Origin of the sequence: Streptomyces sp. B1I3, assembly GCF_030816615.1 — a bacterium.
Classification (GTDB): domain Bacteria; phylum Actinomycetota; class Actinomycetes; order Streptomycetales; family Streptomycetaceae; genus Streptomyces.
Genome location: NZ_JAUSYD010000001.1, coordinates 6,946,157 through 6,967,396, shown reverse-complemented (window position 1 = coordinate 6,967,396; position 21,240 = coordinate 6,946,157). Strand labels below are relative to the sequence as shown.

At 69.3% G+C, this 21,240-nt stretch carries 19 protein-coding genes and 1 pseudogene; 12 read left to right on the top strand and 8 right to left on the bottom strand.

Going from position 1 to position 21,240, the window contains the following annotated elements; all coding sequences use genetic code 11:
* Nucleotides 1–23: 23 nt before the first annotated feature.
* The 5 genes from QFZ58_RS31695 (at nucleotide 24) to QFZ58_RS31675 (ending at nucleotide 5,673) form a co-directional block, all read left to right on the top strand.
* Nucleotides 24–305, top strand: coding sequence for a hypothetical protein (locus tag QFZ58_RS31695; protein WP_307128294.1), 282 nt, complete (start codon nucleotides 24–26; stop codon nucleotides 303–305).
* A gap of 522 nt (nucleotides 306–827) precedes the next feature.
* Nucleotides 828–1,298, top strand: coding sequence for a MarR family winged helix-turn-helix transcriptional regulator (locus tag QFZ58_RS31690; protein ID WP_307128293.1), 471 nt, complete (start codon nucleotides 828–830; stop codon nucleotides 1,296–1,298).
* Nucleotides 1,295–4,081, top strand: coding sequence for an FUSC family protein (locus QFZ58_RS31685; RefSeq protein ID WP_307128292.1), 2,787 nt, complete (start codon nucleotides 1,295–1,297; stop codon nucleotides 4,079–4,081). Before QFZ58_RS31690 ends, QFZ58_RS31685 begins: the two co-directional genes overlap by 4 nt.
* A 242-nt stretch (nucleotides 4,082–4,323) precedes the next feature.
* Nucleotides 4,324–4,737, top strand: coding sequence for an SRPBCC family protein (locus tag QFZ58_RS31680; protein ID WP_307128291.1), 414 nt, complete (start codon nucleotides 4,324–4,326; stop codon nucleotides 4,735–4,737).
* Between the two features lie 159 nt (nucleotides 4,738–4,896).
* A complete protein-coding gene (locus QFZ58_RS31675; RefSeq protein WP_307128290.1) occupies nucleotides 4,897–5,673 on the top strand; it encodes a class I SAM-dependent methyltransferase in 777 nt (258 codons plus the stop codon).
* Here QFZ58_RS31675 and QFZ58_RS31670 read toward each other — a convergent pair.
* A complete protein-coding gene (locus tag QFZ58_RS31670) occupies nucleotides 5,670–6,062 on the bottom strand; it encodes an STAS domain-containing protein (RefSeq protein ID WP_307128289.1) in 393 nt (130 codons plus the stop codon). The two genes, QFZ58_RS31675 and QFZ58_RS31670, sit on opposite strands and share 4 nt — an antisense overlap.
* A 306-nt stretch (nucleotides 6,063–6,368) precedes the next feature.
* Between QFZ58_RS31670 and QFZ58_RS31665 the strand changes: the two genes are divergently transcribed.
* Entirely contained in the window at nucleotides 6,369–6,860 is a 492-nt protein-coding gene (locus tag QFZ58_RS31665) for a MarR family winged helix-turn-helix transcriptional regulator (protein WP_307129062.1), read from the top strand.
* Nucleotides 6,861–6,911: 51 nt separating this feature from the next.
* On the opposite strand, the gene QFZ58_RS31660 is transcribed toward QFZ58_RS31665, so the two are convergent.
* On the bottom strand, nucleotides 6,912–8,093 hold the full coding sequence (locus QFZ58_RS31660; protein ID WP_307128288.1) for a PP2C family protein-serine/threonine phosphatase: 1,182 nt from the start codon (nucleotides 8,091–8,093) through the stop codon (nucleotides 6,912–6,914).
* 269 nt (nucleotides 8,094–8,362) lie between these two features.
* Here QFZ58_RS31660 and QFZ58_RS31655 point away from each other — a divergent pair, with 269 nt between their 5' ends.
* Entirely contained in the window at nucleotides 8,363–9,244 is an 882-nt protein-coding gene (locus tag QFZ58_RS31655; RefSeq protein ID WP_373428684.1) for a SigB/SigF/SigG family RNA polymerase sigma factor, read from the top strand.
* 284 nt (nucleotides 9,245–9,528) lie between these two features.
* On the opposite strand, the gene thpD is transcribed toward QFZ58_RS31655, so the two are convergent.
* From thpD to QFZ58_RS31630, 5 genes are all read right to left on the bottom strand, one after another.
* Entirely contained in the window at nucleotides 9,529–10,431 is a 903-nt protein-coding gene (gene thpD, locus QFZ58_RS31650; protein WP_307128286.1) for an ectoine hydroxylase, read from the bottom strand.
* Between the two features lie 3 nt (nucleotides 10,432–10,434).
* Nucleotides 10,435–10,833, bottom strand: a complete 399-nt coding sequence (locus tag QFZ58_RS31645; RefSeq protein ID WP_307127669.1) for an ectoine synthase — start codon at nucleotides 10,831–10,833, stop codon at nucleotides 10,435–10,437.
* A 123-nt stretch (nucleotides 10,834–10,956) separates the two neighbouring features.
* The gene (ectB, locus tag QFZ58_RS31640; protein WP_307129061.1) at nucleotides 10,957–12,225 is read right to left on the bottom strand and encodes a diaminobutyrate--2-oxoglutarate transaminase; all 1,269 of its coding nucleotides are present in this window, start codon (nucleotides 12,223–12,225) and stop codon (nucleotides 10,957–10,959) included.
* Nucleotides 12,225–12,788 carry a diaminobutyrate acetyltransferase gene (gene ectA, locus QFZ58_RS31635; protein ID WP_307128285.1) on the bottom strand — a complete coding sequence of 188 codons (564 nt, stop codon included), beginning with the start codon at nucleotides 12,786–12,788 and terminating at the stop codon, nucleotides 12,225–12,227. Before ectA ends, ectB begins: the two co-directional genes overlap by 1 nt.
* A 724-nt stretch (nucleotides 12,789–13,512) precedes the next feature.
* Nucleotides 13,513–15,474: an acyl-CoA dehydrogenase gene (locus tag QFZ58_RS31630; protein WP_307128284.1), complete on the bottom strand. Its 1,962-nt coding sequence runs from the start codon at nucleotides 15,472–15,474 to the stop codon at nucleotides 13,513–13,515.
* A 454-nt stretch (nucleotides 15,475–15,928) separates the two neighbouring features.
* On the opposite strand from QFZ58_RS31630, the gene QFZ58_RS31625 reads away from it, so the two are divergent.
* The 5 genes and pseudogenes from QFZ58_RS31625 to QFZ58_RS31605 form a co-directional block, all read left to right on the top strand.
* Nucleotides 15,929–16,102 carry a hypothetical protein gene (locus QFZ58_RS31625; RefSeq protein ID WP_307128283.1) on the top strand — a complete coding sequence of 58 codons (174 nt, stop codon included), beginning with the start codon at nucleotides 15,929–15,931 and terminating at the stop codon, nucleotides 16,100–16,102.
* A 506-nt stretch (nucleotides 16,103–16,608) separates the two neighbouring features.
* Nucleotides 16,609–17,454 (top strand): MIP/aquaporin family protein, encoded by an 846-nt coding sequence (locus QFZ58_RS31620; RefSeq protein WP_307128282.1) that lies wholly within the window; start codon nucleotides 16,609–16,611, stop codon nucleotides 17,452–17,454.
* Nucleotides 17,455–17,481: 27 nt separating this feature from the next.
* On the top strand, nucleotides 17,482–18,999 hold the full coding sequence (gene glpK, locus QFZ58_RS31615) for a glycerol kinase GlpK (RefSeq protein ID WP_307128281.1): 1,518 nt from the start codon (nucleotides 17,482–17,484) through the stop codon (nucleotides 18,997–18,999).
* A gap of 373 nt (nucleotides 19,000–19,372) precedes the next feature.
* Nucleotides 19,373–19,777 carry an FKBP-type peptidyl-prolyl cis-trans isomerase gene (locus QFZ58_RS31610; protein ID WP_307128280.1) on the top strand — a complete coding sequence of 135 codons (405 nt, stop codon included), beginning with the start codon at nucleotides 19,373–19,375 and terminating at the stop codon, nucleotides 19,775–19,777.
* A gap of 310 nt (nucleotides 19,778–20,087) precedes the next feature.
* A pseudogene (locus tag QFZ58_RS31605) lies at nucleotides 20,088–20,498 on the top strand (hypothetical protein); the annotation flags it as partial.
* Nucleotides 20,499–20,836: 338 nt separating this feature from the next.
* Here QFZ58_RS31605 and QFZ58_RS31595 read toward each other — a convergent pair.
* Nucleotides 20,837–21,187 carry a DoxX family protein gene (locus tag QFZ58_RS31595; protein WP_307128279.1) on the bottom strand — a complete coding sequence of 117 codons (351 nt, stop codon included), beginning with the start codon at nucleotides 21,185–21,187 and terminating at the stop codon, nucleotides 20,837–20,839.
* Between the last annotated feature and the right edge of the window lie 53 nt (nucleotides 21,188–21,240).

The following is a 21,240-nucleotide window of genomic DNA, read 5'->3' as shown; positions in this document are numbered from 1 at the left end:
GCGCGCCGATGTGCGCCCACCGCGTGACTGATGAGGCGTCAGGGACGCCCGGGGCCGGCGATCCGGGTCAGGGGACGCAGCCCGGCAACTACAGCCGCCGCCTCACGTCGGCAGGGGTGGCGAACGGCAGCGAGATCGGCATCGAGCACGCGTCCGGAGACACCGCGCCGCTCGCGTTCCGGACAAGGTCGACCCCGCTGCCGGACAGCAGGGTCAACTCCCGGACAGCAGACCCGCCCCGCCCGGCGGACGGCGTCCTCGTGGGGTCCGCCTCCCCCGCCGGGGGCCAGGGGGTGCTGCCGTGATGCCGCCGGAGACGCATGCGGGGGGTGGCACGTGTGCCACCCCCCGCCGCGTGGGCGCACCCACTCAGCACTGCGGACGACTGCCGTGGTTCGCGCCGTGCTTCCGGCGGGCCTTCTTCTTGCGACGTCGCTTCGAGGACATCGGACTTCCCTCTCTCTGTGGCTTTCATGCGTCATCCACCGGATTGCGACGTCCGGGGATCACCGAGCCCCTTACCCACCGGCGCGGCGACAAACACCCGATCCACACCCATATGGGTGGCGCGCGTCACGTTGCGTAACGGCCACGCCCCCGCAGCCCATCACCGTGCGGCCGCCCGATGCCGACGACGACGCGCTCCAGCTCGTCGACATGGGCGGTCCGGTCGTCCCGCCGGAAGCGCGACCCACGGCCGCCGTCAGCTGGCCCGCCCTGGCCCACGCACAGAGCAGGGCGGCAGACCTCATGGCACTTCGGGGCGAGCCGGGCATTTTGCCCCGGCTTGGTTCCAGCACCTCTCTTGACATTTATATACTTGGTATATGCATCAATCGGCGTCCCTGGCAGGTCCCACCGACGAGCAGCGCATCGAGTGCGCCGCACGGGGACTCCTCAGAGGCATCGGGCGACTCGCACAGACGCTCTTCCGGTCCGGCGACTTCGGTCTCACCCGCAGCCAGGTCGCCGTCCTCGACGCCTTGGAGGACGGCCCCTGCCGCGTGACCGCCCTCGCCGCGTACACGGGTACGGCCCAGCCGCGCGTGACCGTGCTCCTGCAGGGTCTCGGCGACCGCGGCCTGGTGTCGCGTGAACGCCGCGCACCCGACCGACGCGTCGTGGAGGCGTCTCTCACGCCGGCGGGCCGGGACCTGCTCGAGCAGGGACGCAGGCGGATGGCCGCGGCGCTCCTGCGGGGCCTCGACGCCGGCGTCGACGACTCCGAGCGCGCCGTGGGCACCGCCCGGGATGCCCTCACCACCTTGCTGAACGCGATGGATTCGGAGCCCAATTGACCAGCCCAGGCACCGCACCGCCGGACACGGCACCGCGACTCACGCCCGCACGTCCCGTCGGCACCCCCGCGCCCGCGGCAGGTGCCGTACGCGCCGTCGCGCCGCGCCGGGTGGGCGGACCCCGACGCCGGTGGGACTGGGTGCTCGCGGCGGATCCCGGCCTCGGGCAGCTGCAGGCGGGTTGGCGCACCCTCGTCGCCATGGTGACCGCCCTCGCGGTCGGTCACGTGATGGCCCGGGCCCTCGGCATTCCCGTCATGACCGGCATGATGGTCGGCGGGATGATGGGCCTGATGAGCGCCTTCGCCGTCGCCGAGAACACCTGGCAGCGGCTCACCCGCGCCATCCTGTGGATGCCGATCCCCTACTCCGCCGTCCTCTGGCTGGCCGCCGAGTTGCACGACGACCGGGGCCTGGAGATCAGCCTGATGGTCGGCGCGCTCGCGCTGACCTTCTTCCTTGCCCGGTTCGGCCCCCTGTACCTGCTCACGGGCATGATGCTCTTCAACGGCCTGATGGTCGGCATGATGGCGAACATCCCGGCGGCCATGGCGGGCAAGGCGTTCGCCGTCGCCGTGGTGTCCGCCGCGGCGGTGCTCGTGACCCGGTTGCTGCTGTGCTACCCCATGCCCCGTGAGGACCTGCTGCGCACCCAGCGTGCCTTCGTCGTGGAGGCCCGCCGGGTGGCCGACGCGGCCGTCGACACACTGGATCCCGACGCCGATCGGCAACGGGCCGTGCGCCGTATGGCGCGTTCACTGCACCACCTCAACGTCACCACCGTGACCATCGACGGCCGGCTCGCCCAGCCGGAGGTCGCCGCCGACCCCCACATGGCTGAGTTGCTGCACCGTCACCTCTTCGACGCGGAACTGGCCCTGCGGGGTATAGGCCGGGCCGTACAGGACCTCGCCCGTCTCGACGTGCCGCCGCCCCTGCGCGAGGCCATGGCCGTCGGCCTCGTGATCGCGCGGGACACACCTCTGGGCAGCGCCCAGGGTCTGCGCCCCGCAGCCGAACGCATCCGCCGGCAGGCCGACCACGTGCTCCGTCTGCCCGACGGGGGAAGCCGGCAGGCGGAGACCGTCGAACTGGCCTACCGCGTCGCCCACCTCCTCGACTCCCTGGCCGGATCGCTCTCCCACTGGCTCGCGCTGGGCTGGAGCTCGCCGGAGTCTCCGGCGAAGGTTCCCTTCCAGCCGACCGTCGCCCTGGAACGCGACCGGCCCGCCGGGTCGGCTGCCGCGGCTCAGCGCGTGCTCGCGGCGCGGTCGGGGACGAGCTGGCGACGGGCGGTCCCCTTCGTGCGCGCACCGCTGCACGCCGGGATCGCCGCCGCCGTCGTCTGCCCGATCACCGACGCCATCGACCCGCACCGCTTCTACTGGGGACTGGTCGGCGTGATGATCACCCTCTTCGGCACGAACACGACTCATGAGCGTCTGCGCAAGTTCGGCCACCGCATGGCGGGCACCGTGATCGGCGCGGTGATCGGCGTGGCCCTGCTTCACCTGGTGGGCCCCGGCCACGTCTACGGGACGCTCACGATCATCGTGGCGGGGCTCACGTTCGGCGCCTGGGGGATGCAGCGCGCGTACGCGCTCTGGGTCGTCGGACTCGTGGTCGCCCTGGTGCAGTTGTACGGGCTGACGACGCCCTACGAGGGCATGGACCACCTGCTCGGCGAGCGCCTGGTGGACAACGGTCTCGGCATACTCGTCGCCACCGCGTGTGCCGCGCTGGTCTTCCCGCTGTCCAGCCGAAGGATCACGAAGGAGGCGGAGCGCGGCTACGTGTCCGCTGTCGACGGCCTCGTCTCGCAGCTCGCCCTGCGGTGGGAGGATCCCGATGCCCCCGTCCGGCTCCGCGGAGCCGCTCGCGCCGTGGACTCAGCCCTGTTCCAGGTGGTGAGCCTGGCCCGTCCGCTGGTCCGGATGCCGCTCGGCGTACGGGGACGTGACGCGGACAACCGCACCGCGCTGCTCACCACGGCCACCGGTCACGCCCGCGCCCTCGCGGCGGCGGCCGACATGGACATCGACCTGGCGCCCCGGTCGGCCGAACGGTTCGCGCTCATCACGACGACGCTGACCTGCTCGCTGCAGGCCCTGGACCGTTCGCTGGCCACCGGTGACCCCGAGGGCTGCTGGCACCGGGTGAGCCCGCTGACAAGGGAGCTCGCGGCGGAACTGGACACGGCACCGCCCGGCCCACGGGCCTCACGCATCCGCACGACGCTGAGGGAGCTGGCGGCGCTCGACGAGACGCTGGCCGGGTACGCGGAGCGGTGCGGGCTCACCGTACACAGCACCTCACCTACGGGCATGGCGAGTTCACCGATGGAACGCCGCACGCAGGCCCTCGTGGCGGAGTGGTCCGTGCGGCCGGCGACACGGGCCACGGCCGGTTCCGGTGACCCCGCCGGTATCGTTACACCCGCTGCCGTGCCACGCACGGAAACGGCCTCGGCAGGGGGAACAGCGCCGGCGGGCGTGGTGCCGGCGGAGGCGAACCCCTCGGCGTTCGGCGGAGTCACCGTCGCCGGCGCCGTGCGGTGCGCCCTGCATCCCGCCGGCTGTGCCGGATGGGTGACCGTGATCGACGCCCGGGGGAAGCGGGTCACCGCAGGGCCCGTCCGGGCGGGCCGGTACCGCGTCGACGGGCTCCGGCCGGGCAGCCACACGCTCATCGTGTCGGCGGCGTCCCACACCCCGCACGCGAAATTCCTGTACGTGCCGCGGACCCGGGAGGCCGGGCACGTCGGGCACGACATGCGGCTGTAGCGAGGGCTGTCCGTGCGCCGGGAGGCGACCGGACGCCAGGACGGGTCGCCAGGCGCGACCTCCACGCCGGCGGCCGGAGCTCCAGCCCCACGGTTCGGGCCGGATCTCCGTCCGGCCGGGGCCTCCCACGCTCCGCGGCCCCTGCCCGGGCGAACGGGTGGGATCGGGGCGGCACGCGGCTCCGCCCCGGCAGGCCGGGCATGTGTCCGTCGTACGACCCGAAACCGACGAACGGTGGAGCGATGACCGAATACGAACGTGCCCGCACGATGCCCGCACCGCCGGAGCACGTCTTCGACCGGGCCGCGGACGTCGACCGGCTGGACACGTGGCTGCCGCAGTCCTTGCACGTGCACGCGGAAGAGCTGCCCGCCGTCACCGTCCACGAGGACCGCACCGACGAGAACACCCAGGCCCTGCTGCGCGCCCAGCCCGACCAGATGCGGCTCGAATGGGGCACCCGCGCCCAGGGCAGCTACACCGGCTGGCTCCAGGTCGCCGGCATCGGCAGCGGGGCGAGCGAGGTGACGGTGCACCTGTCGTTCTTCGAGGACAGCCACGACCCGGGCGAGCAGGCCGTGCACGACGCCCTCGACACCAGTCTCCGGCGCCTCGAGGAGCAGGTCCGGCTGCGCATCGACGACGCGGCCGGCTGACCGGCGCGTCCCAGGCCCATGAGAATGCTGACAACTGATGCCGTTCGGGCGGGAGTCGGCGAACGCCCCGTGCCCACTTCCACGGTGCGGGGGCGGAGGTGCGGGCGCGGAAACAAATACGTCGACAGCGCACCACCGTGCTTGGCAAGGTGACCGCCCATGACGAGCAGTGAGCTGTGGAACCGCGCGACCGCCGAACGCTACGACGCCGAGGAGACCGAGAACTCCTCGGCCACCGTTCTCGAGCCGGCTCTCACCTTCCTCGCCGAACTCGCCGGGGACGGCCGGGCATTGGAGTTCGCCATCGGAACCGGACGAGTGGGTGTTCCCCTCCGGGAACGCGGCGTACAGGTCGTGGGCATCGAACTCTCCGAACACATGGCTGCGGTCCTGCGGCGCAAGGTGGACGAGGACACGCTGCCGGTGACCCTCGGGGACATGGCCACGACCGTCGTCCCCGGCAGGTTCACCCTGGCGTATCTGGTCTACAACACGATCGGGAATCTGCTCACGCAGGACGAGCAGGTCGAGTGCTTCCGTAACGCCGCACGGCACCTGGCGCCCGGCGGCCGATTCGTCATCGAGCTGGGCGTGCCACCGCTGCGGTTCCTGCCGCCCGGGCAGGTCGCGGTACCGTTCGACGTCTCGGAGCGGCATCTCGGCTTCGACACCTTCGACCTGGTCGAGCAGCTCCTCGTCTCGCACCACTTCACCCGCGACGGCGAGGACGGCCGCTACCGGCGCGGGAGCTCCCGGCAGCGGTACGCGTGGCCGGCGGAGCTCGACCTGATGGCACGGATCGCGGGGCTGGAGCTGGAACTGCGCGTCGCGGACTGGGACAGGGCGCAGTTCACCGAGGACTCCACGAAGCACGTCTCCGTATGGCGCAAGCCGTCACGGGGCACGGAGGCCCGCGGCGAAGACGTTCCCGCCTAGAGGGGCTCCTTTCCCTCCGGTGTGCCGCCGGGCGGCATGATGCGGGTCTGGAGCTCGGCCGTCGTGGGAAGTGCGGGTATCAGGTCGCCGACCCCCGTGACGTCCAGCAGCCTCGTGAGGTGGGGTGGCGCACCGGCCAACGACAGGGACCCGTGCCGGTCCTTCGCGTACCGCAGGATGGCGATCATCGCGTTGAGACCGGATGAGTCACAGAATCCCACGGCCGCCACGTCCAGGACCAGGTGCGGCCTGCCCTGCCTGATCACCTCCAGAGCCCTGGTCCGCAGGGCGGGCACGCTGTCCACGTCGATTTCTCCGGCGACGGTGAGGATGGCGATCGCCTCCTCCGGGTACCTGACGGTGAGGGTGAGAGGGGGGCTGTGCGTCATGGGTGTCAGTGCTCCAGGCCGGGAGCGGGGCGCCGTCGTGAGCGGCTGGAACCCGCTGGAAGATCGCGCATCAGGTATTGAGCGCCGAACCGTACCCTATGGGCAACTGTTGTCATGCGGAAACTCACGGGGCCGGCCGTGGTCCCGAGAGCCTGTTGCGGACGGGGGTACGATATGCGGGGCCGCGCGTGTGTCCCGGAACCTTAGTCTGGCTTTCCGTACGAGCGCATCGGATGCCCGGCTCGATCGCCCGGTCCGGTGGCCAGACGGACGAGTGAGGCGATGCCGGATCGGAGTGTCATCAATATGGGCCTGAGCCCCGAACCCGACCACAGGTCCCGGGATGCGGTCCGTGAGGGTTCCGAGTTCGTCGAACTCCTCGAAGTCCTCTGGGAGCACGGACGTGAGGCCGTGCCCACCGGCCCGGTCTCTCCCTCCCAGCTCCGCGTGCTGTACACGCTGGACAAGGAGGAGGGCATCAATCTGCGGATGCTCGCCGAAGCTCTGGGATCGGCCTCCCCCTCGGTCAGCAGGCTGTGCGACCGCCTGCAGGCCACGGGCTTCGTGGAGCGCGCCCCCAGCCCGGTGAGCCGACGGGAGCTGGAGCTCCGGCTGACCAGTCACGGCAGGGCCTACCTCGTCGACCTTCGCATGCGCAGGGAGAAGGTGCTGATGTCCACGATCGACGCCATGCCGGTCAAGGCGCGTCGTGCGCTCCTCGAAGGCCTCAGAGCCTTCCGCAACGCAGCCTCGGGGCAGGACAGCGACGGGGCGAGACCCTTGCGGTCGACCGGATAGGGACCGGTCGACCGGCCACCCCGCCGGCCGCCCGGTCGGTCCCCGTCTCCCCTACGCGTGGCCGGCGGCGGATTGCCGGCCGAACCAGTCCATGCAGACCACCAGGGCGTCGTCGTCCAGCGGTGTGGCACCCCGGTAGTCCCGCAGGTCGCGGAGCACCGCCAGGGGCACCTGCTCGGACGGCAGGAACCGGTGCGCGGACAGTGACCGCGCGAGGGCACGCTGCCCGTAGTGCTCCCCCGCCGCCGACGCGGTCTCGTAGACACCGTCACTGCCGATCAGCAGCCGGTCACCCGGCTCCACGCGCAGGCGCTCCGTGACGTACTCCGTCTCTTCGAACATGCCCAGCGGGAGCTGCGCGTCGAAACCGACCGACTCGACGCTGCCTCCCCTCAGCCGCCACATGCGCGGGGAGCCCGCGTCCACCGCCTCCACCTCGCCCGTGGCCAGATCGAAGCGCAGCAACAGGACCGACGCGTAGAGCGCGCCACGGTACTGGGTATAGACGGCCTGGTCGGCGAGGCTGGCCTGGCCGGGGAGGTCGAGGCCGGCGCGCCGGGCGTTGCGCAGCGCGTTGACGACGAGGTTGGTCAGCAGTGCCGCCTCCATCCCCTTGCCCATGCCGTTGGTGACCGTGAGTGTGAGGTGATGGGCCGACACCGACCAGTCGAAGTTGTCGCCGAAGATCGCGTACGCGGGTTCCAGATGGGCGCCCAGCGAGAATTCGGGGCGGGACACGGAGCGGCCGGGCAGCAGCTGCCACTGCATCTCCGCGCCCAGGGTCAGCCGTGTGGCTCGGCGCGCGATGAGGTAAAGATCGGTGTCACGTTCGGCGACCAGGATCTCGTGGCCGAGCGCTTCACACATCTGCTGCATCCCCGCCAGGTCCGCCGGGGAGCAGTTCTTCTCCGGCGCGACGACGGTGAGGACACCCAGGCGGTCCCCCCGGACGGTCACCGGCAGGTGCACGGTCGCCGTGCCGGGCGCCGTAAGGGGCTCCACATACGGCTCCTGGGCCCCGAAGGCCCGCCCCTGCGGGCTGTTGTGAACGTGCACCGGCTCGGAGAGCGGCGCCTCGGCCACGACTTGGAGCGTGGTCATGCCGTAGTCGGCGAGCCGCAGCTCCACGCTCCGTACGTCGTACTGCTCGCGCAGAGCCGCCGTGACGACGTCGAGGAGCAGATGAGGTGCGGCCTTACGCAGCTCCCGCTCGACGGCAGCGAATCTGTCCACGTGATCCTGTTTCTCGTCGTGCCGCGCCGAGACCTGGACCGTCCGAGGGCCCCGGCCGTCGGCCTCCAGCGTAGGGGGCCTGCACCCGATCCGGCGCGACGAATCCGAAAGGACGCGCCGGTGGTGGGCGGTGTTCATCTTACGATGTCCGGAGACAACTGTTTCCACACAGCAAGAAAAATACGTCCGGACGCGCATGGGTCCGCGGAAGCGGGGCAAGGGCTCGCCAGGAAGCGCGCTCGGGACGAGGGAGGGTGGAACACATCGTGATTGCTGAACAGACTGCCAGGGCCACACGGACTGACGAGGCATCGGCTTCGGCGGCTTCGCCGGAGCGGTTCGGTGAGCTGCCCTGGATCGAGGACGCGGGCAAGGTGGCCCCGAAGGACGCCCGCGCCCTGTCGGCGCTGTTCTTCGAACGGCTCCAGGTGCTGGAGGAGGGGACGCGCGAGTACCAGTACGCGCGCAACACCCTCATCGAGATGAACATCTCCCTGGTCCGGTTCGCCGCGCGCCGCTTCCGCAACCGGGGCAGCGGTGACATGGAGGACATCACCCAGGTCGGAACCGTCGGGCTCATCAAGGCCATCGACCGGTTCGAGCTCTCCCGGGAGGTCGAGTTCGCCACCTTCGCCGTCCCCTACATCGTCGGCGAGATCAAGCGCTTCTTCCGTGACACCACCTGGGCCGTCCACGTCCCCCGGCGGCTCCAGGAACTCCGCGTGGATCTGGCCAAGGCGAGGGACGAGCTCACCACCACCCTGGACCGCGACCCGACGGCGAAGGAACTGGCCGAGCACCTGGGTCTCACGGAGGAAGAGGTCATCGAGGGCGTCATCGCGTCGAACGGCTACACAGCGGGCTCCCTGGACCTGCCGACCGACGCCGGGGAGGCGCCGGGCACGGCGTCCCGCACCTTCGCCGACATCCTGGGCGAGCCGGACTCCGCCATGGAGACGGTGGAGAACCTGCACGCCTTGGCCCCGCTCCTGGGGGAGCTCGACGACCGCGAGCGCCGCATCATCGAGATGCGCTTCGGCCAGGAGATGACGCAGTCACAGATCGGCGCCGAGCTGGACGTCTCCCAGATGCACGTCTCCCGCCTCCTCACCCGCACGCTCAACAAGCTTCGCGCAGGCATGCTGGCCTGATCCCGTCCACACCCGGAGCCGGCGTCCTACCGGCACCCGGCGTGGTCGCCCTGGAGCGCTCGCCGGCGGACAACGGCCCGGGGAGCTGCCCCGCGCCGCCGCCACCCGACCCGGCGTGGTCGAGGGCCGACCGGACATCGGCAGCGGTGAGCGACGGCATCCGGGCCCGAAGGGTTCCGAGGCCGTCGCTCACCGGCGAGTGCGCAAGGGTCCGGGAGCGAAGCCGATGTTCCTGCATCCTGGCGGCCGGGGCCGCCGGGAACAGGGCGTACACGTCGGTGGTCTCACCTCACCGGGGTGAAGTCGCGGGCTCCGATGAACTCGGGCCGGCGGATCGGAGCCGCGAAGGGCTCCTGGGCGGTGTTGTCCACGCTGTTGAAGACGATGAAGACGTTGCTGCGGGCGTAGGGGGTGATGTTGTCGCCCGAGCCGTGCATCGCGTTGCAGTCGAACCAGGTGGCCGAGCCGGCCTTGCCGGTGAAGAGCCTGATGCCGTGGCGGTCGGCCATCTTCGTCAGCACCTCGTCGGACGGGATGCCGGCGTCCTGCATCTGCAGGGACTTCTTGTAGTTGTCCTTCGGTGTCTCGCCCGCGCAGCCGACGAACGACTTGTGCGAGCCGGGCATGATCATCAGCCCGCCGTTGGTGTCGAAGTTCTCGGTCAGCGCGATCGAGACGGACACCGTGCGCATGTTCGGCAGGCCGTCCTCGGCGTGCCAGGTCTCGAAGTCCGAGTGCCAGTAGAAGCCCGAGGCCCCGAAGCCGGGCTTGACGTTGATCCTGGACTGGTGGACGTACACGTCGGAGCCGAGGATCTGACGGGCCCGGCCCACCACACGTTCGTCGCGGACCAGGTTCGCGAAGAGCTCGCTGAGCTTGTGGACCTCGAAGACGGACCGCACGCTCTGCGACTTCGGCTCGATGATCGAACGCTCGTCGGCACGGACCTGCGGGTCGGCGACCAGCCGGTCGAGCTCGGCCCGGTGGACGGCCGCCTCGTCGGGGGTGATGAGCTGGTCGACGGCGAGGAAGCCGTCGTGCTCGAAGGACTGGAGGTCCTTCGCGGTGACCGGCCCGGGCGCGCCCGGCGCGGACCAGATGACCGGGTCCTGGCGGGGAGTGGTCATCTCGGCGGCGCCGCGCGTGGGGTAGAGGTCGGTTCGTACGGTGCGTACATCGGTGGTCATGGTTCAGCCCTCCTCTGTCAGCAGCGGATAGACACCGTTCTCGTCGTGGTCCTCCCGTCCGGTGACGGGGGGATTGAAGACGCAGACGCAGCGGAAGTCGGTCTTGGGCCGCAGCGTGTGGTGCTCGTGCCCGTCCAGCAGGTACATCGTGCCCGGCGAGATCCAGTGCTTCTCGCCGGTCTCGTCGTTGGTGAGTTCGGCCTCGCCCTCGGTGCACAGCACGGCCTCGATGTGGTTCGCGTACCACATCGACGTCTCCGTGCCCGCGTAGAGGACGGTCTCGTGGAGCGAGAATCCCACCTTCTCCTTGGCGAGCACGATGCGCTTGCTCTCCCAGGTGCCGGAAGCCGACTTGACGTGCCGGTCGGTGTTCTCGATGTCACTGAACGATCGGACGATCACGGTGTGATGGTGCCTTTCTTCCGGTACCTCATTCCACGTTTGCCTCGTCCCACGTCCGGTGGTGCGGCAGGAGCGACCGACGGGTCGCCCGGCTTCTCGGACGAACGCTGCGCGACGACGTACTCAACCGGTTCCCCGCACGGCCTCGTCGAGGATCCGAAGCCCTTCATCGAGCTCTTCCGCCGAGACGGTGAGTGGCGGCAGGACCTTGACGACCTCACCCTCCGGGCCGGAGGTCTCCAGCAGCAGGCCCAGCTCGAAGGCGCGCTTGCAGACGGCGGACGCGCGCTCCGGGTCGGTGAACTTCATGCCCCAGACCAGGCCACGGCCACGGACCCGGGCCCCGCTCTTCGGATGCTCTTCGGCCATGGCCAGCAGATTCTGTTCGACCTGCTCGCCGCGGGCCAGGGTCTGCTTCTCCATCTGGCCGTCGGCCCAGTAGGCGTCGAGGGCGGCGGCGGCGGTGACGAAGGCCGGGTTGTTGCCGCGGAAGGTGCCGTTGTGCTCGCCCGGCTCCCAGATGTCCAGCTCGCCCTTGAACAGGCACAGGGACATCGGAAGGCCGTAGCCGCTGATGGACTTCGACAGCGTGACGATGTCCGGGACGATGCCGGCCTCCTCGAAGGAGAAGAAGCCGCCGGTCCGGCCGCAGCCCATCTGGATGTCGTCGACGATCAGGAGCATGTCCTGGCGGTGGCACAGCTCCTGCAGCGCCCGCAGCCACTCGGCGCGGGCCACGTTGATGCCGCCCTCACCCTGCACGGTCTCGACGATCACCGCGGCGGGCTTGTTCAGGCCGGAGCCCTGGTCCTCCAGGAGGCGCTCGAACCACAGGAAGTCGGGAACCTGGCCGTCGAAGTAGTTGTCGAACGGCATCGGGGTGCCGTGCACCAGCGGGATGCCGGCACCGGCCCGCTTGAAGGCGTTGCCGGTCACGGCGAGCGAGCCCAGCGACATGCCGTGGAAGGCGTTGGTGAACGAGACGACGGACTCGCGGCCCTTGACCTTACGGGCGAGCTTCAGCGCCGACTCGACGGCATTCGTACCCGTCGGGCCGGGGAACATCACCTTGTACGGCAGGTCACGCGGGCGCAGGATCACGTTCTCGAACGTCTCGAGGAACGCCCGCTTGGCCGTCGTGGCCATGTCCAGGCCGTGGGTGATGCCGTCACGCTCGATGTAGTCGATCAGCGCGCGTTTCAGCACCGGGTTGTTGTGCCCGTAGTTGAGCGAACCGGCACCCGCGAAGAAGTCCAGGTACGAGTGCCCGTCCTCGTCCGTGAGCCGGGCACCCTGCGCCCGGTCGAAGACGGCGGGCCAGCCGCGGCAGTAGCTGCGTACTTCCGATTCCAGGGTCTCGAAGACGCTCAGGGCATGCGGATCAGTCGTCATCATGACGCGCTCCTAGTGCGGCGAGTTCCCGAGTGCTGAGCTACGGACGACGGGACAGGCGGTCGCGGTCGGGCCAGTGGCCCGATGCGGTACAGGTGTTCGGACTCGTGCGCGTCCGGGAAGAGTCGCGCGGGAAACAGCAGCTCCCGTTCCAGTGCCGCTCCGTGCCGCTCCGCGAATGAGAGGAACAGCCGGTGCGACGCCTCGTTCTCTGCGCCGATCGTCGTCTCCAAGCGCTGGAGGGTGCCCCGGGACCGCAGGCGGGCGGCGAGGTGGTCCAGCATGGCCCCGGCCAGGCCGCGTCCGCGCCGATCCTCGTCCACGGCGATCTGCCAGATGACGAGCGTGCCGGGCAGCTCGGGCCGGATGTACCCCGTCGCGAAGGCGACGGCCCTGCCCCTCTCGTCACGGGCGACCACGGAGGTCGCCGCGAAGTCACGGCACCACAGCAGGTAGCTGTAGGAAGAATTCACGTCGAGCACGCGAGAATCGCGTGCGATACGCCACGCCGAAGCACCGTCCTCGATCGTGGGCTCTTCCATGTGTTCCGTCGGCCTCACCATGGAATCACACCTCCGTCTCACCGCACTGCACAAGGCGGGAGCATTTCCCATGAGGGGCGCCTGACGGCCCTTTCAAGGAAAAGCACTGACCAGCGAATTACACACCCAATTCGCCACACGGAGAATACGCCCTTCGAAATGCGCATTCAGGATAACAGTCCACACGCATCTCGGCATCGTCATTTTGCTTTGCTTCGGAGCTCTGCCGAATCATGATAGGCCGACGGGCTCCCCCGGGCCACAGGAGGTGTTTCGTCACAGACGTCGACCGAAAAAACAGGCAGAAAGCTCACTGCCGGCCCTCTCGGGCCCCGCCGTTCGTTCGGTGCGTCCACCGCAAGTCGGCTGCAGTATGTATTCGTTGCGGCGAGACCGCCAGCCGGGTGAATCCCTATCGCGCACGCAACTGCATCACCACGCGAGCAGGACAAGGAGCGCCCATGCGGACGGACACCGGTCGCCTCGTCGTCACAACACAACCATCAGCCCGATCTCGATACATTCGACTGCTGGAAACATTGGAATTGCCGCCGCTTTTCCCTGACGGCGTCTTCCGGTCGCACGCGTTCTCGGAGTCGAGCAATCCGTCGTACTCGACATCCACCTCGACCGTGCCCCGCCGTAACCATGGAACAGCCGAACACAGCCGGCCTTTCCCCCGCCCGGGTGGGCGGGCAGGCCGGTTGTGCCGGTCATGGCTGCGCGGAGCAGCCCTGTAGCCGGGTCAGCCCACCAGATCCGGCGCGCGCAGCATCTCGGGCGGAATGCCCCAGGCGTCGACGAGACCGACCGCGAGAGGCCGGATCTTGCGGCAGAGGTCGTTCACCTCACGGCTGATCGCCTTGGAACGCTGGACGGTCAGCCGGCCGTGTTCCATGAACCAGGCCCGGTCCGCCTCGATCGTCGACAGGGCGAACAGGTCGCACAGCAAGCCCAGCGCGACCTTGTTGCCGCTCTCGGGCAGCGCACGCACCTTGTCGACGAACGCCTCGAGCACCAGCCGCTCGACGTGTGCGTGGGCGACCGCGATGACGTGGTCCTGCACCTGCGAGAAGACGGCGCCGGGAGCACGCTTCTGGTCGATCCCGCGCTTGAGCCGGCGGGCCACGCCGGCGAGCATGTGCTCCTCGCGGTAGCGGAGCATGGCGAGCTGGTAGTCCGAGTCGAGCAGGCCGGCTGCCTGGTCCCACTCGTCACCACCGGGCAGCAGGTCACGTACCCGCTCGAGCAGCTTGTGGGCGGACGTCTTCTCGATGATCGTCTCGACCGCGAGGCCGGTGACGTGGCGGACCATGCCCATCTGGTCGAGATCCTCGAACTCGTCCGCGTAATGGGTGAGCAGGCCCTTGGCCACGAGCTGCAGCAGGACGTGGTTGTCGCCCTCGAACGTGGTGAAGATGTCGCTGTCGCTCTTGAGGGCGGCGAACCGGTTGACGGTGAGATAACCGGCACCGCCGCACGCCTCGCGGCACTCCTGGACGACCCGCGTGGCGTGCCAGGTACCGAGCGCCTTGGTACCGGCGGCCCGTGACTCCAGCCTGCGCCGTGCCTGCGCGTCGTCCTCGACGCCGGAGAACACCTCGTGCAGTTGCGTGCGCACGACGTCCTGCGCGAAGTGCAACGCGTACGTACGCGCGATGAGCGGCAGCAGACGGCGCTGATGCAGACCGTAGTCGAGGAGTACCTGCTCCTCCGCGTCCGGTGCCGCTTCGAACTGCCGGCGCCGCACGGCGTACTTCGTGGCGATCGTCAGGGCGACCTTGGCGGCGTTGACGCCGGCGCCGCCGACGCTGACGCGGCCCTGCACCAGTGTGCCGAGCATGGTGAAGAAGCGCCGGTCGGGGTTCTCGATCGAGCTCTCGTAGACGCCTTCGGCAGTGACGTCGGCGAACCGGTTGAGCAGCGCCTCGCGCGGCACCCGCACGCCGTCGAACCAGATGCGGCCGTTGTCCACGCCGTTGAGGCCCATCTTGCGGCCGTCGTCCTCGATCCGGACGCCGGGCGCCACCTCGCCGCCGGCCCGGATCGGCACGACGAACGCGTGCACACCCTCGGACTTCCCGTCCACCTCCAGCTGGGCGAAGACGACCGCCAGCTCGGCGTGGCGGGCCGCGTTGCCGATGTAGTCCTTGCGCGCCTGGTCGCCCTGAGTGGTGATGACGAACTCCTGGCAGGCGGCGTCGTACCTCGCGAGGGTGCCGAGTGCCTGGACATTGGATCCGTGCCCGGTCTCGGTCATCGCGAAGCAACCCATCAGCTGCCCGGTGATCAGGTCCGGCAGATAGGCGTCGTGGTGGCGCTCGGTGCCCAGATGCAGGATCGCGCCACCGAAGAGTCCGAACTGCACGCCGACCTTCACCAGCACCGACAGGTCGCCGAAGGCGAGCGTCTCGAACGCGGCGATCGAAGCTCCGATGTCGCCGCCCCCGCCGTACTTCCTCGGGAAACCCATGCCGGTCTGACCTGTCGCAGCCATCTCGACCACGAGCTCACGCACCCGCTCACGGAACGCGTCGACACCGAGCTCGTCGGCCTCCTCGAGGACGGAGGCGTACGTCACCAGGTTGGTCCGGACGAGGTCGCGGATCTCGGTGTACTCGCCGTCGAGCACCTCGGTCAGTGCCCGGGCATCGACTTCAGGCTGCACGTAACCGCTTGCGGTAGTGGATGTGTTGTCAGTGGCCATGCCAGTTCGCTACCCCGCCCTGAGATGATCAAGCAGCCGCCGGGGGCTCTCGGACCGGGTACGAGGGAAGCGCGGATGCGGTCGGGCTCTGCCCGGTGAGCCTGCGCAGCCACGGCGCTCTCCACACCGGCTTTCGGGAGCACGTGCACGCATGATACGAGGAATTCGTCATGCTGTTCGGCTCGTCGGGCCACGTCCGGGCTTCACTCGACTGGTCCCGCGTCACCGAGCCGCACGCCTCCGTCCTGCAGAGTCTCGACACCTCGCCCGACCGCTCGGCCGGATGGCCACCCTCTGGTACGCCGACCCCGACGGAGTGCCTGCTGACTACACGCATCCGCGGGCCACCCCGTTGGCCGCGGGCCAGGCCGCATCCGTCGAAAAGCACGTGCTTCCGCAGCGGCACCACACCTTGGACGCCCTGACCCGACAGGCCGCGAGGAGCGTAGAGCCCGTGCAACTCGCCATTCCCGCGTACCGGTTGCCCGACGGCGGCGGCCTCCTTCTGGACGGCACGCATCGGGTTGTGGCTGCCCTCCGGGGCCAGGAGGCGGGCGACGGTCAACAGCAGGAGCAGGTCGGCGCGCAGGCCGGGCGGCACGGCTCCGCGGTCGGTCAGGCGACGTGACGGGCGGCCAGGACAGCGGTGGCCCGCGGGGCTTCGGTCGCCGTCAGGCCCGGCCTCGACCAGGAGGGACACGTTCATGGTGCAGGCTGTGCCATGGGTGACGGGGTTCGGGATGGAGGCGGGGCCGGAGAGGCATCGGTGCCTGCCAGGACGGGTACCCCGGCCGCGTGGAGACCGGCGACGCTGTCGCGGCTGCAGGCGTAGTCCCGAAGTCCTCCCTGTCGATCTCGTCGCCGGGCGCCCTACCGCACCTCGCGAGGAACCCCCTTTCCCACCCGATCGGGCCAGCGTCATAGCCGCCCGCTCCCGCAGCTGATTCACCCCGCCCGGACGGCCCCCAACCGTCCGACGGCCTGCACCCGGGGCGGTTTGGCGTCGTGATGGGCCCCTCGAACCGGCCTCGATGTTCGAGTCATCCCGATATGCCACTTTCCATCACACGTCTTAGCCTGCTGACACTGCTCGGATAGTCGACAGCCGGCTCAGTCGGCGGAGAGTGAGCGTCCATGGCTGAGCAACGCAAGAAGTCCGGATTGGTCGGCGAGTTGTCCGCCGAGTTCGCGGGCACGTTGATCCTCATCCTTTTCGGGTGCGGTGTCGTGGCCCAGGTAGTCGCAGGCGGAGCCCTGACGGACCCGGCCGGCGGGCTCGGGAACCACGACAGCATCGCCTGGGCGTGGGGGCTGGGTGTCACGCTGGGCGTGTATGTGGCGGCCCGGCTGAGCGGGGCCCACCTCAATCCCGCGGTGACCGTCTCCCTGGCTGCGTTCAAGGGGTTTCCGTGGAGCAAGGTGGCTCCCTACGCGCTGGCGCAGACGGCCGGTGCGTTCGTGGCCGCCCTCATCGTCCGCTGGAACTACAGCGAGGCACTGGCGAAGGCCGATCCCGGGCACACCACCAAGACGCAGACGGTGTTCTCCACGCTGCCGGCCAACGGCAATCCGGCTCTGCCGATCCATGAATGGGGCGCGTTCCGCGACCAGGTCATCGGCACCGCCATCCTGCTGCTGCTGATCATGGCCATCACGGACCTGTTGAACACCCCGCCGGGCGCGAACCTGGCTCCGTTCATCATCGGTCTGGTCGTGGTCGCGATCGGCATGGCCTTCGGCACCAACGCGGGTTACGCGATCAACCCGGCCCGTGACTTCGGCCCCCGGCTGGCGAGCTTCATCACCGGCTACGGCGGCGCGTGGCGGGACCAGTACGGGAATTTCTACTTCTGGGTACCCATCGTGGGCCCGCTGGTCGGCGGTCTGCTCGGCGCCGGTCTCTACAAGGGCCTCGTCGGACGGTTCCTGCCGTCCGCGGAACCCGAACCGCCGGGCCGTGTCCCGGCGCCCGAGGACTGACGACACCAGCCGGAGAGGTGACACACCATGGCGGACTTCATCGGCTCGGTGGACCAGGGGACCACCAGCACCCGATTCATGATCTTCGATCACGGCGGCAACGAGGTCGCCAAGCACCAGCTGGAGCACGCCCAGATCCTGCCCCGCTCCGGCTGGGTGGAGCACGACCCGGTGGAAATCTGGGAACGCACCAACTCGGTCATGCAGAACGCCCTGCGGTACGGCGGTCTGTCGCCGAGCGACCTGGTGGCCATCGGGATCACCAACCAGCGTGAGACGACGGTGGTCTGGGACCCGCGCAACGGGCGGCCCTACTACAACGCCATCGTGTGGCAGGACACCCGCACCGACGCCATCGCGGCGAACCTCGAACGCTCGGGACAGGGAGAGGTCATTCGCCGCAAGGCCGGGCTGCCGCCGGCGACCTACTTCTCCGGCGGCAAGATCCAGTGGATCCTGGAGAACGTCGACGGCGTACGGGAAGCGGCGGAGGCCGGGCACGCCATCTTCGGCAACACGGACGCTTGGGTCCTGTGGAACCTGACCGGCGGCCCTGACGGCGGTATCCACGCCACCGACGTGACCAACGCGAGCCGCACCATGCTGATGAACCTGGAGACGCTCGACTGGGACGAGGAGCTCCTGGGCTTCTTCGGCATCCCCCGGGCGATGCTTCCGAAGATCAACCCCTCGTCGCACCCGGAAGCCTACGGTTCCACCCGCACCTCCCGACCGCTGCGTGCCGCCATTCCCATCTGTGGCGTCCTGGGCGACCAGCAGGCCGCCACCGTCGGTCAAGTCTGCTTCGCCCCCGGAGAAGCCAAGAACACCTACGGGACCGGCAACTTCCTCGTGCTCAACACCGGCACCGAATTGGTCCGCTCGCAGCACGGTCTCCTCACCACGGTCGCCTACCAGTTCGGCGACAGCCCGGTGGTCTACGCGCTGGAGGGTTCCATCGCTGTCACCGGGTCCGCGGTGCAGTGGCTGCGCGATCAGATGAAGATCATCAAGTCGGCGCCCGAGAGCGAGGAGCTGGCCCGAAGCGTCGAGGACAACGGGGGCATGTACTTCGTTCCCGCGTTCTCCGGCCTGTTCGCGCCCTACTGGCGTTCCGACGCCCGCGGAGCGATCGTCGGCCTGGCCAGGTACAACGACAACGCCCACCTGGCACGGGCGACTCTGGAGGCCATCTGCTACCAGAGCCGCGATGTGGTCGAAGCCATGGAGCAGGACTCCGGCGTCCATCTCGACGTGCTCAAGGTCGACGGCGGTGTCACCGCCAACGACCTCTGCATGCAGATCCAGTCCGACGTCCTCGGCGTCCAGGTCAGCCGTCCGGTCGTGGCCGAGACGACTGCTCTCGGCGCCGCCTACGCGGCGGGGCTGGCCATCGGCTTCTGGCAGAACACCGACGAGCTGCGTACCCACTGGCACGAGTCGAAGCGGTGGTCGCCCCAGTGGTCCGAGGATCAGCGTGCGGAAGGCTACGCGGGCTGGAAGAGGGCCGTGGAGCGCACCCTCGACTGGGTCAAGGTTCCGTGACCACCTCCTCGATGCGGTAACCCCTGTACCGCACCGCCTCCGCAGCCGAGGCGGTGCAGGGGCCCGGCCGGTGCATTGCCCGGCCTCAAGCAGTGGTGCGGTATCGCTGCCCGTTGGCCCCGTCGTCTCGCGTAGCTGTCACCACCGTGACCTGGCACTACCCGCGGGAACTGGGTACGGGTGCGAACGTCTTTCGAGTCGAAAGGTCGCGCACGTCCACCCCACCCCACATCGGCACCACCTCAACTCCCTGTGCCACAGTTGGGTGGACGTCTTCATGGGCCCTGCCGGTAGCGTGATCGCCTGCCGCATGGAATGTCCATGTGTCCGGCCGGCCCGTGCGGGGATTCCGGTGGCGAGCGATGGGACCGTGATGAGCGACCTGACGAAGCCCGAAATCGAGGTTCGGGAGGGTGACGCTCCCACCGAGCTGACGATCCGAGACCTCGTGGTGGGGGACGGGCCCGAAGCGCAGCCGGGCAGGGTCGTCCGGGTTCACTACGTAGGGGTCACGTTCGCGTCCAGAAGGGAGTTCGACTCCTCCTGGGAGCGGGACCAGCCGTTCAAGTTCGCCGTGGGCGGTGGCAGGGTCATCAAGGGCTGGGACCGGGGAGTGAGGGGAATGAAGGTCGGCGGCCGGCGCGAGATCATCGTGCCCCCGCGTCTCGGTTACGGCAGGCAGTCACCCTCTCCGTTGATCCCGGCGGGCTCGACGCTGATCTTCGTCGTGGACCTGCTCACGGTCGTGGGCGGGCCCGCCGGAGCGAGGCCGGCTTGACCGGCTCGGCTCGAACCTGGCGCTCCTGAAGGGCCCGGGGGCGCGATGGACGCAGAGGTCGAGATCCTCGCTACACATCGCTGAATGCGTGATCACCGCGACGGGCGGTCTTGGGTGTGGTGCCGCAGGCCCGGAGGATGTGGCGCTACATGCCGAAATTGTAGCCGCGGTCGGCGAACGCGCCGGGGACGCCATCTGCCCACGTCCCGCCATCCGCTCTCGAAGCGCGGGCGGATGGCGGGTTTGGTCAGCGGTCAACTAGTCGGCTCAGCCCCCGCAGCCATAGCCGTAGTGGACCTCGATACTGGTCTCCCGGGTTTTCGTGGCCGACCTCCGAGCAGCGGCCGCCCGACGCGGCCGGGACGCGGAGGTCACCAGGATGATCGCCGTGCTACGCCGCCGCAGCGAGGAGTTCGCAGCCCTCTGGGACACCCACGACGTCGCGGTGCGCCGCATGGACCACAAGAAGATCGTCCACCCCACGCTCGGCATCATCGAACTCGACTGCTACAACCTCTTCAGCGAGGACGCACGCCAACGCCTGCTGTGGTTCACCGCCCCGCCCGGAAGCCCAGGAGCCGAGCAACTTGAACTGCTGTCCGTCATAGGGACCCAGGAGCTCAGCGTCACGGAGGGCATGGCGCCTGAGAGCATGACGCGGTCCGAACGCAGGCGTCCGACCAGCACGACCGGAAGGTCCGCGAGAGCGTGGGAGAGGTAGGCGACGTCTTACCCGGAGTCCATCATGATCAGGATTTCCGGGTCGCCCGGATGCCAGTGCCCGGCATGTGGCCTGCGCTCAGGCCGAAGCGGTCGGTGAAGTTCTCCCAGGGTGCGGGAGAAACGCCCTGGATCACTGGGCAGGACCCGCTGGGTCGTCGAGCAGACCCACCCGACGCCACCGGTACAAACGTCTCCGCATCCGCGACGAGATGCGGTTTTCGAGTTCCGATGTCCCCACCGCCGCAGGGGTGACGGCCGCCGTTCCGGGGCCGGGCACGGTGCGGAACTGCGGCGGCGCCGGGATTCTCCCCTTCCCTGTCAGGCATGGGCGGGCGGTCAGAGGGTGGCGGCGCGCAATGCGATGAGGACGACGGCGACAAGCGTAAGGACGGCTGCCGGGGGTGCGCCCTTGTAGTCACCGGCGCGCAGGTGTGCGGCGACCGCGCCGATGAAGTAGAGCGTCAGGCCGACGGCGGCGGCGATTCCGAGAGGCCCCCGCCAGAGTCCGATGATGAGGCCGCCCGCGCCGGCGACCTGAGCGGCGCCCAGGAACGGCAACACCCTGTAGGGCAGGCCTAGGGTGGCCATCTGGTCGACGAGCCGCCTCGGCCGGGTGAATTTGGCACCGGCTGAGGCCAGAAGCACCACCGACATGAACGCGGCGACGATGGCATAGGCGATGAACATGGTGATACCTCAACTCTTCGGTGGGGTGGAGTAGTACACATCGGATGACCTGG

Bases quoted from the DNA above. Each gene is read 5' to 3' on its own strand.
- QFZ58_RS31690 (WP_307128293.1), top strand. From the start codon at position 828: ATGCATCAATCGGCGTCCCTGGCAGGTCCCACCGACGAGCAGCGCATC.
- QFZ58_RS31680 (WP_307128291.1), top strand. From the start codon at position 4,324: ATGACCGAATACGAACGTGCCCGCACGATGCCCGCACCGCCGGAGCAC.
- QFZ58_RS31675 (WP_307128290.1), top strand. From the start codon at position 4,897: ATGACGAGCAGTGAGCTGTGGAACCGCGCGACCGCCGAACGCTACGAC.
- QFZ58_RS31670 (WP_307128289.1), bottom strand. From the start codon at position 6,062: ATGACGCACAGCCCCCCTCTCACCCTCACCGTCAGGTACCCGGAGGAG.
- QFZ58_RS31665 (WP_307129062.1), top strand. From the start codon at position 6,369: ATGGGCCTGAGCCCCGAACCCGACCACAGGTCCCGGGATGCGGTCCGT.
- thpD (WP_307128286.1), bottom strand. From the start codon at position 10,431: ATGACCACCGATGTACGCACCGTACGAACCGACCTCTACCCCACGCGC.
- ectB (WP_307129061.1), bottom strand. From the start codon at position 12,225: ATGACGACTGATCCGCATGCCCTGAGCGTCTTCGAGACCCTGGAATCG.
- ectA (WP_307128285.1), bottom strand. From the start codon at position 12,788: ATGGTGAGGCCGACGGAACACATGGAAGAGCCCACGATCGAGGACGGT.
- QFZ58_RS31630 (WP_307128284.1), bottom strand. From the start codon at position 15,474: ATGGCCACTGACAACACATCCACTACCGCAAGCGGTTACGTGCAGCCT.
- QFZ58_RS31620 (WP_307128282.1), top strand. From the start codon at position 16,609: ATGGCTGAGCAACGCAAGAAGTCCGGATTGGTCGGCGAGTTGTCCGCC.
- glpK (WP_307128281.1), top strand. From the start codon at position 17,482: ATGGCGGACTTCATCGGCTCGGTGGACCAGGGGACCACCAGCACCCGA.
- QFZ58_RS31610 (WP_307128280.1), top strand. From the start codon at position 19,373: ATGAGCGACCTGACGAAGCCCGAAATCGAGGTTCGGGAGGGTGACGCT.
- QFZ58_RS31595 (WP_307128279.1), bottom strand. From the start codon at position 21,187: ATGTTCATCGCCTATGCCATCGTCGCCGCGTTCATGTCGGTGGTGCTT.